Consider the following 14392-nt stretch of genomic DNA (forward strand, 5'->3'; position numbering starts at 1 on the left):
AAATTTACTCCTCTTCAACAGCTTCAACTTCTATAACTTCCGGTACGAAATGTTTCAGCATCGATTCAATACCGTTTTTTAAGGTAATAGTAGAGCTAGGGCAGCCAAGACATGCACCACGTAATGCTAACTTTACTACACCATTTTCAAAACCTTTATAAATTATATCACCCCCATCTTGTGCAACAGAGGGACGAACTCTTGTCTCAATAATCTCGATAATTTGCTTCTCTATGTCTGAAAACCCCTCAAGGTTTACATCATCTACTTTAGCACTTTCTTCAAATACTGGAAAGCCCGCAACGAAATGATCCATAATAACCATTAAAACTTCTGGCTTTATCACTTGCCAATCACTTTCAGCTTCTTTAGTAACAGTTATAAAATCACTACCAAAAAATATTGATTTAACATTATTGATATTAAATAGCGATTCTGCAAGTTTGCTTTTTCCTTTTACTTCAGCACGCTCACTAAAAAATATAGGCTGAGTACTTATTTCCTGTCCAGGAAAAAACTTTATCGCATCAGGATTTGGGGTATCTTCAGTTTGAATAAACATAGTAAAATTACTTTAATAAATTTGCTTGTTATTATAACTTACTAGGGCTATTTTTACAATATAATATGTGAGCAATAAATTTTAAGTATTGACAAAGTATTTACATAATATAAAATGATAATATATATAAGTAGGGTAAATATATGAGCAGTAAATTAGATTCTTACGAACAAGATATTGAAGATAATTTTGAAAAGCATCAAAAATTTGATGATAAAAATGAAATAGCTTTGCTTCGAAAAGCTGCAAAGGCACATCTTAATAACAAGCGATCTATTACTATTAGGGTTGCAGAACATGATATCGAAGCAATAAAAATCAAAGCTTCTAAGCACGGCTTGCCTTATCAAACTTATCTTAACATGCTAATTCACTCAGACGCTACTAAACTCTAAAATACTATGCCCAAATTTAGATATAATCATGAAAAAAATGCTAAATTATTACTTGAGCGGAATATAGGTTTTGACGAGATAATTCAGTCACTTAATGACGGTAACCTGTTAGGAATTAGATTACATTATAATCAAGCTAAATATAAGGGACAAAAAATTTTCTATGTTAGAATAACTGATCAAGTATATGTAGTACCTTATGTAAAAGAAGATGACGGTACTATTTTCCTTAAAACTTTATACCCTAGTAGAAAAGCAAAAAAAGAATTTTTAACAAAGTTATACTCTAGGTAAATATCTGATTAGAATATATGCCGGTATAAAGCAGAAGCCTGCAATAGCAAAAAAGTATCCCCAACCTAAATAAGTAGCGGCGTAACCGGAAATACTACCAAACAATACAGTGCTAATATAAGCAATAGAAGTAATCAAGGCGAACTGCGTTATGCAATATTTAGAGCTACAACATCTTAATTGGTAAGAAAAAAACGGCGACATAGTTAACCCTTTGGTAAATTCCTGAAGAAACACTGCTATATAAAGAGTTGTAATAGTTTGACTATAAGAATAGAGCAATAAAAAAGTTATACTAGATAAAGCATGATAAACTAATACTCTTCTAAAGATATAAGCATATTCATATTTTCGGATAGAAAACCACCTATAAATCCTCCAGCTATAGTAGCACACATACCAAAAGCCTTATATCCAAGAGCTAAATCTTTTTTCGTATAGCCGATATCAAGATAAAACATATTTGGCATAACCGAAAGAAAGTTATCCTGCAAGCGATATAGAAGCATAAAGCCAACAATTATTAGCCATTTAGGTTTTTTGATAAAATCATAAAAAGCGTGCCAAAATCTATCAAAATCATTAACGGCTATTTTTTCTTTAAACTTTAGCGGATAGAAAATAATTAGTAATAATGATGGTACACATAAAATCGCCATTACACGATAAACTTCTTGCCAAGATATGATAGTTGATAAATATAATGCACCAGAACCTGATATGAGTATGCCGATTCTGAACCCACTAGTGCAAGCTGCCTCACTTATTCCCCAATTTTTATTATTAATAAGTAGCATTTGGGAAGATTGTAAAAGCATGTCATAAATAGAGGAAAAAAATGCCAGAATTATCAAACACAAAGAGAAAGATATAAAATTAGTAGTGAGATTAAAGCCAGTTAGAATATATACGCAACAAATACAGCTAAGCAGTGAAAAGATTAAACAATATTTATATCCACGACTATTTGAGGGTATAAAGCTTATTTTTTCAAGTAGCGGTCTCCATAGAAATTTAAATATGTGAATGAAGTTAACCAGACTAAAAAGACCGATGGTAATTTTATCAAAACCGGATTCTCGAAGCCAAAAAGAAAGCGTCGAACCGGTAAGTAAATAAATTAAACCACCAGGGAGCGAAATAAATAATATAAATAAAATACTATATATATTTTGTAATCGTGAAAAATTAGAAATTATGAATTTATCCTCCTATAATTATGTGCCATTGCATTGATTGGAAACGTCATGCTCATTCCTTGATCACAGCATCTCATGGTCTGCAAGATCCCGCAAACAAGTCGCGGGATGACATACTTTCCTCTTAAGATACTTTACTTCTTTTTTGACTGTAATTATTACTATTACTCTCAGAACTTCTTTTATTGCCAGCACCGAATCTTTTATTAGAGTTATCGCCTCTTCTATTATTACCAAATGATCTTTTACGATTATTTTTGTTACTTCTAAAGCTTTCTCTAGTAGTAGATTCGCCTTGATTTATTAAACGATCAATAGCACGCCATCTAACAACATCATCAGGTGAAATAAATGATAATGCATTACCTTTAGCACCAGCTCTACCAGTTCTACCTATTCTGTGCAGGTAATCTTCCGGACACATCGGTAAATCATAATTAATTACGTGTTGAGTATGCGGAATATCAAGCCCACGAGCAGCCACATCAGTTGCTACCATTATTCTATGGTTTGACTTACGGAATGATAAAATTACTCTATCACGTTGACGCTGACTTAAATCGCCATGTATAGCTTCTGCTTTATGATTTTCATATCTTAACATTTTAGCTAATTGATCAGCAGAACGTTTTGTTTTTACAAAAATAATTACCGATCCCTCTCTATCACCAAGCTGCTTATTTAATTCAGTAAATTTTTCTTTATCTGTAATATGTACTGACTCTTGTTTTATTTCTGCTGCTGCTTTATTAGTAGCACCAACTGTAATACGTACAGGATTATTTAAATATTTTTGTGAAAGAGAAATAATATGTTTTGGCATAGTAGCAGAAAACATTAAAACTTGTCTTTTTTCGGGCAAGAATTTATTGATTTCTTCTAACTGCTCTTTCATGCCCATGTCTAGCATTCTATCCATTTCGTCAAGCACAGTTATACCTATACGATCAATTTTTAAGCTTCCACGATTTAAATGATCAATAATACGCCCAGGAGTTCCTATAATTACTTTAGGATTTTTCTTTAATTGCGTAAATTGCTTAGGCATAGGTTCACCACCTATCAAAACTGCATTATTTATTTTGAAAGATGTAGTTACTTTATTTAAGGTAGAACAGATTTGTGTTGCAAGCTCTCTTGTCGGTACTAATATTAAAGTAGTAGTTTTATCTTTAATAAATGCATTAATTACTGGTAACAAGTAAGCTAAAGTCTTGCCTGAACCAGTTTGGCTAGAAGCAAGTATATCAGAACCTGCAATAGCAACCGGAATCGATTGCTTTTGTATTTCGGTTGGCTCTGTTATCTTCATCGCTTCAAGCGTAGTAGTTAATTCTTCAGGTAAATTAAAATTTTTCATTATATAATCCAATAAAGTTTAAGTTAAAATATGCACATTATTGATTGTATAAAAATAACTCACAGCAAAAAATAATGACTTTACTATTTTTGTATTATAAGAATACACTAATAGCAGCCATTAAATTATCTATAGCATATTAACAAAATAGCCTTAATTGATTTGAAGTAATAGCGAACCTATTTCAAAAAAATCTTATAATTTACAGCAAATAAAGATTTTAATTAGCTTTAAAATTATTTGTTAATATTACCATAATTATGATATTTTTTTACTTTTAAGCATTAAACCATTCCAATGCTTAAGACATGTATAAGGTTATTATAAGACAAAACAAAATATCTAATATTTTGTTGTAAAAGGTGACGAGGCTATCCAAAATTTGAAAACTTTGGATAGCTGTTTTTGGTACAAATATATTTATTTAATTCTGAGGTTAACTGCAGAAATTTTACCATTCTTGTCTTCAAGATCAAAAATTACATCTTGTCCTTCGTTAAGACCTGCAAGACCTGCTGCATCTACGGCAGATCTGTGTACAAACACATCTTTGCCGCCATTTTCCTGTTCAATAAATCCAAAATTTTTCGTCGGATTAAACCATTTAACTTTACCTACTATATTTGTAGTCATAAAAACCTTTTTAGATAGAAATTGCTTATTGGAATTTAAATTATGCTTAATAAAAAATTCACTATGCAAAACTATCTTACCTTGCGGCATTTGTCAATAACATGCAAAAGAAAGTATTACTTTCTAAGGTTAATTATATCATATTATTACTATTTTGTCACTATTTTAGTTAATATATTATAGGCAGAATTTGATTTGCCTACATTAGACTTTTATTATTATGTAATTAATAAATAAAAGTGCTTGCTTTTTTTTCTTTTTTTCATTAATCTGTCCACTTAGCAAAATACAGTATTGTATTTTTAATTGCCCGCGTGATGGAATGGTAGACATAACGGACTTAAAATCCGTGGAGCGTAAGCTCTTGCCGGTTCAAGTCCGGCCGCGGGTACCACATATTAAAGTATATAGAAGATCTCCACTTTTAACTTGTAAACTTCCCCCTAAATTCTTTATTTGTAAGTCTTTTTTAGTTTCCTGTTTTATCTCACTATTTATAAGATAATTTATAATTTTTGATATTCTATTCAACTGTAAACCAAAAGTAGAAAAAATTATATTAATATCATTGCAAATACAATATAAATAGCTATAATAGCTTCAAGAATAGGAATTTAACGGATGCAATTTAAAATTTAAATTAATAACAAAAAAGATGTAAATATAATAATATAACTCAAAATATATGGATAATTTAATAAAGTTTTTAGAAGAAAAAGATTTTACAGAAGAAGCAATAAATTTAAAAAAAGGCGGTGATATTCTTAATCTTTCGAAAAAAATATTAACTGATAAAGATGTTAAAGAAATCTCTAAATTGCTAGCAAGCGATAATAATATTATCCAGCTCGATTTGTTTGGTAATAATATAAGTACAGACGGAGCTATAGAGCTTGCGAAACTGCTTAAGCTTAATAAAACTCTTATTGGTCTTGACCTTGGGAATAACGATATAGATAAAACAGGAGCAAGCGAGATTGAGAAAGCTTTAAAAGCAAATACAACTCTTATTTTTCTTAATTTGACATGGAATTCAGTAGAATCAGCAAAATATAAAAATATCAAAAAATATTTAGTTAGAAATGCCAATTTAACAAACGAGCAAGAATTAGTAAAAATGGCAAAAAAATTTAATGAAATAGACGAAGAAAAATTATTAAAGAAATTAGATATAATCTAAAAGGCAATATTCCCCTTAAATTTATGCCGCTTGTTGCATAAAAAAAATATTACTATCTATTTTCTAAGGCTTGTTAAAGTTACTAATTTAGATATTTGGGAATATTACATTTAAAGTGTGCAGACCTCTACTTTCAATTGTAATCCCAAAACACTCAATAAAGTTCCAACATTATCAAAACTTGGGTTTCCTTTACTAGATAACATTTTATATAAATGCTGCCTATTTATATGAGCCTCTCTAGATATTTTGGCGACTCCTCCTTTTGCTATAATAGCTTCTTTTAAAGTAACAAGAAATAACTCCTTATTATGGTCTAGAGAATATTGCTCTAAAGCCTCATTAATATAAGCTACCAATGTTTCTTCATTTTGTAATTTTTCTTTTAAATAATCTGTAAATTTTTCCATCTAAACCCTTTATTTATAAATCTCTTCCATTATTTCTAAGGCTTTTTTAATATCTTTACTTTGTGTATCTTTATCACCTGCATTTAACAAAAGTATAATTTCGTTATTTTTTTCAGTAAAATATATTCTATAACCCCTGCCAAAGAAAAATCTTAGCTCATATAATTTTCCTTGTATATTTTTATAATCACCATAAATTCCATATTCTAAACGAACTAATCTATTAATAACTCTACTGTATGTTTTGATATCTAACTTTTCTAACTAATTTTTAATATAAGATTTACCGTTTTTTGTGATAAAAAATTGTACTTGTTTAGTTTTTTGCATGATAAGAAAAAATAGGTGATTATATTGTCGCATAAATACGACTTAAAGTCTAGAGAAAATTATTTCTAGAATAGCTTTATATCATAAATTTTTATATTATTCTACTTTTAATTGAAAAGATACTTATTTCTATATATTAATATATTATTGATGGGATTAGAACTATTAAGGCAAAACATAGACCTATTTAGATATTTTTATAATGGCATGAAAGCCTATATATTAATAATGATTTTTATAGCAAGTTAAAAGATATATTACAAAATAGTAAACATTAATTGTAGAATATATTTACTATTTCTACTACTCTTGACAAAACATATTCCTTTCATTTATAAGTTAATATATTAAAAAAAAATAAGATTATGTTTAAAAAATATTTCCTGGGTTTATTTATTCTTCTAATTTTATCAGCTGCAATGTATGGCACTGAAGGAAATTTAAAATTAAAAGAGCTGTTAGACGTGATGCCGCAAATAGCAAATTCTACCTCCTCTTCTTCTGCTCATCCTGAAATTTGCAGCTCGAAAGTAACTATTAACAGTGTTAATTATGAAGTTAGGTATTTTAGTTTTGAAGATACTAGCAAAAAATTACCTCCAAATATGACTTTCAAAGAATATGCTGAAAAGAATAATTTATTAGACATAAAAAGCAGTCATTCAAACCCCCTACCCCCAATAGATTTTGAGTCTTTTGATTTCCGTAGCGTAAATCTCGGTGACGGGGTATATTTTAGTATGGCTTTAAGGAAAATTGAATAATATGAAAAATATAATGCAATTTGTAATACATTGTGTTACAATAAAGCTAATATTATAAAATAGTAGTAACATGGCAAAAAGTATTACAACCAGTATACGTTTAGAATTAAGTTTAAATAAAAAACTAGAAAAAGCAGCTTATGATTTACATCGTGGTAAAAACTGGTTAATTACTGAAGCAATACTTATGTATCTTAAACAATTAGAAAATTCAAGCCTAGCTGAAGAAGCTAAACAGCAATCTTTGTTAGTTAGTAAAATGGAAAAGTCTGATAATGATTTATGGGAAACAAATAGCGATCAAACAAATTGGACTTTTTAATGGAAAAGGGAGATATTATAATTTGTGTATTAAGTGGTGATTATGGTAAGCCAAGACTTGCAGTTATTGTTCAATCTGATTTATTTAATGAAACTCATGCAAGTATAACAATCTGCCCTATAACAACATATTTGTTAGAAGCTCCATTATTTCGCCTTTCATTAATACCTTCAAAGCTAACAGGTCTTATTTCAGAATCTCAAATTATGATTGATAAAATCGTTACTATTAAGTCTGAAAAAATTGACAGAAAAATTGGAAAATTATCATCTAATGAGATGATTAAATTGGATAATGCTCTTAAGTTATGGTTAAACTTAAGTTAAGGAAAATATAAGAAATATTAAAGGTATATTTTCCTCACTATAAAATTGAACCATAATTTATCTTTACTTGCGGAGATTCTACCGTCTTCGCTTGTCCACATTTTAATTATATCAAAAAGTCCATCAAAATAAGGCTTTACTATATCTTCATTCATATTATAAAAATCTCGGTCATCAGCTTGCACTAAATCATCCCCATGAGTATAACAAGCATAAAAAATTCCATCTGGTTTTAATGCACGGTGAATTTTTTTATAAATATCTTTTGTTTCACTATAAGGAACATGGAGTAACGAGGCTTGAGCCAAAACTCCATCAAATATATTTTCAAAATCCATATCCTGAAAACTTAAATGCAGAATATCAATTCCAGTTGCTTTTGAAGCTAATTTTACCATTTCGCTTGAGCCATCAAAAGCAGTTACTTGATAATTTTGACTTAGAAAATATTTTGTATCACGCCCTGCTCCGCACCCTGCATCTAGAATATGAGCTTTCTCAGGTAAATAACTAATAAACTCTTTATAGCTATCAGATAAATCTAGATTAATCGTTTTATCATAAAACGACTGTGCATTATTATCATAATATTGTATATTTTTTGTTATCATAATTTCATATATTGAATACAACTAATAGTATAGTTATACTTATCAAACAACAAAATACAAGTAGGAATATGAATATATAAACATTATAGCGAACGCTAAACAATTTTTAACGAATCAGTCGCTGTAGATAGATATCAAGTGCCACGTTTTAGCTTTTTAAGTTAGAAAACTTAGTTAACACTATTTTTTTGATTATCATCATCGATGATTAATTAAAAATATTACTTCAATGCTTGCCCTACAACTTGCTAAAGTCTTAATTAAACAATTTGAATCTCTACAACTAACTCCTTATTATTGCCCAGCAGGACTTAAAACAATTGGTTATGGTCATGTAATAAAACCTCATGAAATGTCATATTTAGATAATAAAATAACCCTAGAAGATGCTGAAAAATTACTTAATGCAGATATAGCAGAAGTAAATTGTGTTTTATATAAATACTGCCACAGTTCTTTAAACATTAATCAACAAGTAGCATTAATTTCTTTCATCTTCAATTGTGGTAGCACAGCATTTAAAAATTCTACATTGCTTAAAAAACTCAACCAAAATAAGTATCTAGAAGCTGCCGATGAATTCCTTAAATGGATTCATGTTAAAGGTAAAAAATTGAAAGGTCTTGTTAAACGTAGACAAATTGAGAGAGCTATATTCTTAGGTAAAAATACAACCAAAAATTAAAATTATTGACTTATTTTAATTCTTGCTATAGCTTTTTCATGATCGTTTAAACTAAATTACTAAAGGATTAGCATATGAACAATACAGAAGAAGAGCAAATTTTAACGTCTGAGTATCAGTTTGATGAAGAAGAAGAAAAACGATTAAAGTCTGAAAATTCAAAAAAAGAGCTTAAACTAATATTATTAACTTTTGCAATAATTTTAACCAGTTTTTTAACTTTCTGTTATTTCTTTTTCAGCTATGTAGAAGAAAAAGCAGCAGAGTATAAATTACAATAAGAAGCAGAATCTAAGGAAGCTAATAACAAAATATAATAAATATAACGCATTGTTTAGAATAAGATTTTTTGTAGAATCTTATTCTAAATTGGTATTATAGTAAAACACGTTGAATTATGGTATACTTCTGACAAATAAAGAATTGGTAGACAAGTTTTATTTGGAAAAGAGGAATCGATCTTGAAGCTTATACTAGCTGCGTATATACTATATTATTTCAGGATACTTACCTATTACTTCTGGCATATATTTTTCTCTCATATCTACAGAAATATATGTAGGATTTGGTTCGACACTTAAAGTTCCCTCTAAGGCACTTACTACCTTAAATAACATATTCTGTTTTTTACAAGGCGTAGACTCTACGCTCAGGGCTAAAATATATTGATATGCAGCCTCTTCATCTTGTTTTTGAGAAATTAGATAATCTCCTTTTTGACGATATGGAGTTACATTATCAATATCATCATTTGAAATACTATCTAAGGTTTTTAATATGTGAAAAAACTTGTTATTGGGTTTATAAAATTCAACAGCTGCTTGTTTTTTTCCTAATTTATGTAATATATCAGCCATTTCATTATATATTGTTTTACAATTCTCATTATATTTAAGAGCATAATGATAATTAACCAATGCTTCCTCATAATTTTCTGCTTTACTAAGAAGATTAGCGATTTTTAAGTAACATGTAGCTTTAGTTTTTTCAATTTCTTTAGGTTCATTATATCTATTCAGCCATTTTATGGCTTCTCTATAATATTCTATAGATTTATTATCTTGAGGCTGAATATTTTTTATGGAAGAAAGATAATTATCTTTTATAAATGACTTACAGATTTCTAATTTATAAGATTTATTAGAATTTAATGCTTCTTTGAAAAATAGTACTTCTCTAATTTGCTGATCTAATACATAATAATAATCCTCCATTTTATCATGTATTGCTTTATCATTAACAAATTTTTTTAAAATACTTAAAACTTTAAGCCCTGTCGGTAGTTTATCATTATCTTGTTGATTTAAAACTTCTTCAAGTTCAAATAATTGCTGTAATCCTGGAAAATGAGATGGATTTGTTTCCAAAGCTGGATAATTTAATTTTTTGGAAAATGGTTGAATAAAATTACTATACTTAAACGGATCACAAAATTTTGAGCAATCAAGCGTTGTATATATATTAAAGCCTTTTTCCGTAAAAATTAATCTAATAACATCATATATTCTAGATATATTTGACTCTCTACTATCATATAAATTTTGTACTAATTGTAAATGAGCTGCATTATCATGATCTATTGTAAAAAGTGAATTTAATTTCTTTATATTTATTTTTTTCTCACTGTTGTTAATATTTTCTAATTTTAAAGTTATCTCTTCATTTTGTGTGTTAGAAGCATATAAATAATATAAATCTTCAAATAATTGCGGAAAATATTCTAATATAACTTCTTGATTTTCTAATAATTGTACAAATGATTCTTGGGTATTTTTATTAAATTTTGTTACTACGAATGTAACATTTTCTTTTAAATTTTCACGATTTGCTTCATGGAATATATCTATAAAATCGTCTATAATTGCAATAAAGTTCTCAACAGTTTCATTAACTGTTGTTTTTTGTGGTGCTACTACAATAAACCCTACTTTATCTGAATTTTGCAATATATTTTTTAAGAAAAATCTATTAACTAGTGCTTGAAGAATAGACTCTTTATCAGTTGTATTAGTCTTTATTTTATTAGAACATTCCCAAAGTACTTTATCATTAACTTTTAAACCTTTTGGTAAATTTATGTTTGATGCATATTGCGAACTGAATTGTTCAGAATTTTCATTAGCTAGAGTTTTTAAAACATCAACCCTACCACTATCAGACGGTCCTATTACTATAACATTTTCTTTACCTGCTTTTTTAAGTAAATAATTAACTTCAGGAAGAAGCTTTAAAGCTTGTTCTTTTAAAAAATTAAAATTATGAACATCATCTGATAAAGGTTCAAAATACTCTTCTTCATCCTCACTTTCGCTTTCTATTATGACTTCTATTGTTTTTGACATTGAAGTTACCATTTAATATTTGATATAAATTTTTACGCTATCACTTTGACCACTATCATTAATGGCTCTAATAACAAACTCGCCAATTTTTGCTTTCCACTTTACTGCTTCATTTGGCTTAGCAACTGCTATTAGTTCATTATTAACAAACCAGAAAATATTATTAGTTTTATTATCACCAATTGCGTTTAAAATTATATTATCACTATTTTTGATTGAGTATATGGAATTTTTTAACGGATGCGTAATTTTAGGTTTCTGATGATACCAATTTATCAAACTATTACAATAATTCGCTGGCACAGGCTTTGGTAATATATGTATACCGGCTTTTTGGTAAACCGATAATACATCAGTTGGCCATAAATTTACGATTTTATATTCTGTCTGTCCTTCGATAAAATTACAAGCCGGCATACCAGTTTTTAAATCTATCAACATTTTTCTATAAATGCCTGATTGTTTTATCGGCGATTTACCTTTAATAAATAAGGTCTCGGTTTTTACCGGACACATATCATTATCAAGATCACCCGTATCAGCACAAACTTTTACCTTAGTAATATTTAAATCATTTATCTTGGCAACTATTAAATCTTTGTCTTTATTTGGATCAATTATTGATTCTATAATATTAAAAAATAAAGGTGCAGCAGAACCATTACCAGTAAATGATCCATGAGTTTGACCTTTAAAATCTCCAACCCAAACAGCAAGTACATATTTCCCAAATATTCCAACACTAACCCCATCTCTAAACGAGCTGGAAGTTCCCGTTTTCCAATAAACCGGTATATTTATTTTTGTATTATAATTAAGCGGTCTTGTAGTATCTTTGATAATATCAAGCGTTAAGTAACTTGCTTCAGGTGATAAAGTCATTGCGAGCATTTGCTCGGAGCGTGGCAATCTATTTTCTAAGTTAACTTGTTCTAGATTGCCGCGTCGAGGCTTTGCCTCTCCTCGCAATGACGTAGCCTCGGATAGCACTTTCCTAACTGGCTCGTAAACCCCCAAATTAGCCAGCATAGCATAAAGAGTAGTAAGTTCTTCAAGCGTAACTTCTACAGTGCCAAGTACTATAGACAAGCCATAAGTTTCAGGTTTTCTTAAGTTACTGATTTTAGTTTGTTGTAAGAATTCATAAAAATTCGGATTCTTTAATTTAGATGCTAGGAATATAACGGGTACATTACGGCTTTTTATTAATGACTCTCTAGCACTTAAACCACCAGCAAATCTACTATCAAAATTTTCTGGTTTATAATTATCATAGTAAGTAGGAGTATCTTTTAGCAAGGTTAATGGGTGTATTAATGATTGATCAAAACTAAGTGCATATACAAAAGGCTTTAAGCTAGAACCAGGAGACCGAGAGCTTTTAACACCATTAATCTGCCCGCAAATATCGTTATTAAAAAAATTGCTAGAGCCAACACTTGCAAGCACCTCCATTGTGGTAAAATCAACAAGCATAACAGCAGCATTATTTATGCCGTATTTTTTCTGATCATTAACATATAGCTGCACCTGCTTTTCTAAAATAGTCTGTAGGCTTTTATCAATAGTGGTATAAATTACTGGACTATCATTATTTGCTAATATATCTAAAGTAAAATGTGGTGCAATAAAAGGTAGGTTTTTACTTTGACTAAACTTAATAGGTAAATTTATCAATTCTTTATAAATAATATCTTGCGGATGAGTTTCCAGCCATTTAGTAAATAAATATTTTTGCATCTCTAAAATATTTAGATTATTACCACCTCGTTTCAGCGGATTTTGCGGGATAACAGCTAAACTTAATATATCAATTAAGTTTAAACTTTTTAGGTCACGATTAAAATAAATATAGCTACTCGCCGATATCCCTTCAATATTACCACCATAAGGTACTAAATTTAGATAAGCCGTTAAAATCTCATCTTTTGAATAATGTAATTCTATATGAATAGCTTTGATAATTTGATAAATTTTACCAAAAAGTAGTAGAGGAATTTATCCCATATTTTAGACGAGCTACCTGCATTGTTATAGTAGAGCCGCCTATTTTACGATTATTTTTTAGATAAGTAGAGTAAAAAGCTTTGATTAAAGAGCTGGGATTAATACCGAAATGTTTATAAAAATGCTTATCCTCATATAATAAAACTGCTTCTATAAAGCTTTGCGGTACTTCACCAAGCGGAGTAAATATCCGATATTTATCATCTTTAGAAAGCGAGATACGCATTAATTCGCCATTTCTATCAAATACTCTTTGCGAGAAACTCACCTTTTCAAGCAGAGGAGTAGGAGGAATAGCAAAGTATAATATTATACTGCTGATTATTGTAATAAGGAATAACTTAATTTTAAGGGACAAGGTGATAGCCTATATAAAAATACGTCATTGTAAGGATTTGTAAGATTTGCCACATGGATCGAGAGTCGTCATTGCGAGGAAAAACTGTAAGTTTTGACGAAGCAATCCAGTTGAAAAATGCTAACTTTTAGCATTTTTATTATTTTTTCTGGATTGCCACGCTCCTTACAGTCGCTCGCAATGACGCCCCTCGATCCACGCAACAAAGCCGCCACGGGAATGACACCGAGGATGCTTTTCGACCTATACAAACAAATCTTAAGCAAGGATGACATAACAATAACTATACAACACTATAAAGCATTTTTTCAAGTTCCTCTAAACGTTGTTCTATTCTTTCAATATCTTTTTCTGTTGCGGGGTTTTCTAATAAATATGCAATTTCGTCTCTTAGCTTATTTACTTCTTTTTCAGTAAAGTCTAATACGATCTCATAAGTAGATTTTCTGTTTTGATTTGACATTTGATGACTCCCGATTAATTAAAACCACCAAACTATATAATTTTGGTGGTCGGGGCGTTCAAAAAACTGCCTAAGATCAGTCATAATAGCTTTTAGGTTTAAGGTTTACACCTTAAACCTTGAACATGACTATTATCACCCCGACCATAGA

The 14392-nt window shown here is 29.3% G+C and carries 18 protein-coding genes, 1 tRNA gene and 1 pseudogene; 9 read left to right on the forward strand and 11 right to left on the reverse strand.

Features of this window, described 5'->3' with window-relative positions; all coding sequences use genetic code 11:
• Nucleotides 1–4: 4 nt before the first annotated feature.
• Complete coding sequence (locus tag AAGD49_RS05775) at nt 5–562, reverse strand: NifU family protein (protein WP_341788307.1); 558 nt, start codon at nt 560–562, stop codon at nt 5–7.
• Between the two features lie 143 nt (nt 563–705).
• Here AAGD49_RS05775 and AAGD49_RS05780 point away from each other — a divergent pair, with 143 nt between their 5' ends.
• Nucleotides 706–957 (forward strand): CopG family antitoxin, encoded by a 252-nt coding sequence (locus tag AAGD49_RS05780; RefSeq protein ID WP_016947847.1) that lies wholly within the window; start codon nt 706–708, stop codon nt 955–957.
• A 6-nt stretch (nt 958–963) separates the two neighbouring features.
• Entirely contained in the window at nt 964–1251 is a 288-nt protein-coding gene (locus AAGD49_RS05785; RefSeq protein ID WP_341788308.1) for a hypothetical protein, read from the forward strand.
• Here AAGD49_RS05785 and AAGD49_RS05790 read toward each other — a convergent pair.
• From AAGD49_RS05790 to AAGD49_RS05800, 3 genes and pseudogenes are all read right to left on the reverse strand, one after another.
• A pseudogene (locus AAGD49_RS05790) lies at nt 1237–2450 on the reverse strand (MFS transporter). The gene AAGD49_RS05785 and the pseudogene AAGD49_RS05790 overlap by 15 nt on opposite strands.
• A gap of 124 nt (nt 2451–2574) precedes the next feature.
• Nucleotides 2575–3810 (reverse strand): DEAD/DEAH box helicase, encoded by a 1236-nt coding sequence (locus AAGD49_RS05795; RefSeq protein WP_341788309.1) that lies wholly within the window; start codon nt 3808–3810, stop codon nt 2575–2577.
• Between the two features lie 420 nt (nt 3811–4230).
• The gene (locus AAGD49_RS05800; protein ID WP_016948370.1) at nt 4231–4443 is read right to left on the reverse strand and encodes a cold-shock protein; all 213 of its coding nucleotides are present in this window, start codon (nt 4441–4443) and stop codon (nt 4231–4233) included.
• A gap of 308 nt (nt 4444–4751) precedes the next feature.
• Between AAGD49_RS05800 and AAGD49_RS05805 the strand changes: the two genes are divergently transcribed.
• Nucleotides 4752–4837 (forward strand) — tRNA-Leu (locus AAGD49_RS05805).
• 291 nt (nt 4838–5128) lie between these two features.
• Entirely contained in the window at nt 5129–5623 is a 495-nt protein-coding gene (locus AAGD49_RS05810) for a hypothetical protein (RefSeq protein ID WP_341788310.1), read from the forward strand.
• Between the two features lie 110 nt (nt 5624–5733).
• On the opposite strand, the gene AAGD49_RS05815 is transcribed toward AAGD49_RS05810, so the two are convergent.
• Together AAGD49_RS05815 and AAGD49_RS05820 are read right to left on the reverse strand one after the other, a co-directional pair.
• Complete coding sequence (locus tag AAGD49_RS05815; RefSeq protein WP_341788311.1) at nt 5734–6033, reverse strand: transcriptional regulator; 300 nt, start codon at nt 6031–6033, stop codon at nt 5734–5736.
• A 9-nt stretch (nt 6034–6042) separates the two neighbouring features.
• Nucleotides 6043–6282 carry a type II toxin-antitoxin system RelE/ParE family toxin gene (locus AAGD49_RS05820; RefSeq protein ID WP_341789239.1) on the reverse strand — a complete coding sequence of 80 codons (240 nt, stop codon included), beginning with the start codon at nt 6280–6282 and terminating at the stop codon, nt 6043–6045.
• Nucleotides 6283–6728: 446 nt separating this feature from the next.
• Here AAGD49_RS05820 and AAGD49_RS05825 point away from each other — a divergent pair, with 446 nt between their 5' ends.
• The 3 genes from AAGD49_RS05825 to AAGD49_RS05835 all read left to right on the forward strand — a co-directional run bounded on the left by AAGD49_RS05825 (nt 6729) and on the right by AAGD49_RS05835 (nt 7775).
• The gene (locus AAGD49_RS05825; protein ID WP_341788312.1) at nt 6729–7127 is read left to right on the forward strand and encodes a hypothetical protein; all 399 of its coding nucleotides are present in this window, start codon (nt 6729–6731) and stop codon (nt 7125–7127) included.
• Between the two features lie 70 nt (nt 7128–7197).
• Complete coding sequence (locus AAGD49_RS05830; protein WP_341788313.1) at nt 7198–7449, forward strand: ribbon-helix-helix protein, CopG family; 252 nt, start codon at nt 7198–7200, stop codon at nt 7447–7449.
• Nucleotides 7449–7775 (forward strand): type II toxin-antitoxin system PemK/MazF family toxin, encoded by a 327-nt coding sequence (locus AAGD49_RS05835; RefSeq protein ID WP_341788314.1) that lies wholly within the window; start codon nt 7449–7451, stop codon nt 7773–7775. Before AAGD49_RS05830 ends, AAGD49_RS05835 begins: the two co-directional genes overlap by 1 nt.
• A gap of 17 nt (nt 7776–7792) precedes the next feature.
• On the opposite strand, the gene AAGD49_RS05840 is transcribed toward AAGD49_RS05835, so the two are convergent.
• Nucleotides 7793–8386 carry a class I SAM-dependent methyltransferase gene (locus AAGD49_RS05840; RefSeq protein WP_341788315.1) on the reverse strand — a complete coding sequence of 198 codons (594 nt, stop codon included), beginning with the start codon at nt 8384–8386 and terminating at the stop codon, nt 7793–7795.
• Nucleotides 8387–8615: 229 nt separating this feature from the next.
• Here AAGD49_RS05840 and AAGD49_RS05845 point away from each other — a divergent pair, with 229 nt between their 5' ends.
• Both AAGD49_RS05845 and AAGD49_RS05850 read left to right on the forward strand, forming a co-directional pair.
• Complete coding sequence (locus AAGD49_RS05845; RefSeq protein ID WP_341788316.1) at nt 8616–9071, forward strand: lysozyme; 456 nt, start codon at nt 8616–8618, stop codon at nt 9069–9071.
• 74 nt (nt 9072–9145) lie between these two features.
• On the forward strand, nt 9146–9352 hold the full coding sequence (locus AAGD49_RS05850) for a hypothetical protein (protein WP_341788317.1): 207 nt from the start codon (nt 9146–9148) through the stop codon (nt 9350–9352).
• A 207-nt stretch (nt 9353–9559) separates the two neighbouring features.
• Here AAGD49_RS05850 and AAGD49_RS05855 read toward each other — a convergent pair whose 3' ends face one another.
• The 4 genes from AAGD49_RS05855 to AAGD49_RS05865 all read right to left on the reverse strand — a co-directional run bounded on the left by AAGD49_RS05855 (nt 9560) and on the right by AAGD49_RS05865 (nt 14241).
• Complete coding sequence (locus AAGD49_RS05855) at nt 9560–11413, reverse strand: tetratricopeptide repeat protein (RefSeq protein WP_341788318.1); 1854 nt, start codon at nt 11411–11413, stop codon at nt 9560–9562.
• A 12-nt stretch (nt 11414–11425) separates the two neighbouring features.
• Nucleotides 11426–13411, reverse strand: coding sequence for a penicillin-binding protein 1C (gene pbpC / locus AAGD49_RS05860; protein WP_410525919.1), 1986 nt, complete (start codon nt 13409–13411; stop codon nt 11426–11428).
• On the reverse strand, nt 13389–13778 hold the full coding sequence (locus AAGD49_RS07610; RefSeq protein WP_410525911.1) for a transglycosylase domain-containing protein: 390 nt from the start codon (nt 13776–13778) through the stop codon (nt 13389–13391). The genes pbpC and AAGD49_RS07610 overlap by 23 nt, the downstream gene beginning before the upstream one ends.
• 283 nt (nt 13779–14061) lie before the next feature.
• Nucleotides 14062–14241 carry a hypothetical protein gene (locus AAGD49_RS05865; protein WP_341788319.1) on the reverse strand — a complete coding sequence of 60 codons (180 nt, stop codon included), beginning with the start codon at nt 14239–14241 and terminating at the stop codon, nt 14062–14064.
• Nucleotides 14242–14392: the final 151 nt, after the last annotated feature.

It is taken from the genome of Rickettsia endosymbiont of Lasioglossum villosulum (assembly GCF_964026455.1).
In the GTDB taxonomy this organism is placed as follows: domain Bacteria; phylum Pseudomonadota; class Alphaproteobacteria; order Rickettsiales; family Rickettsiaceae; genus Rickettsia.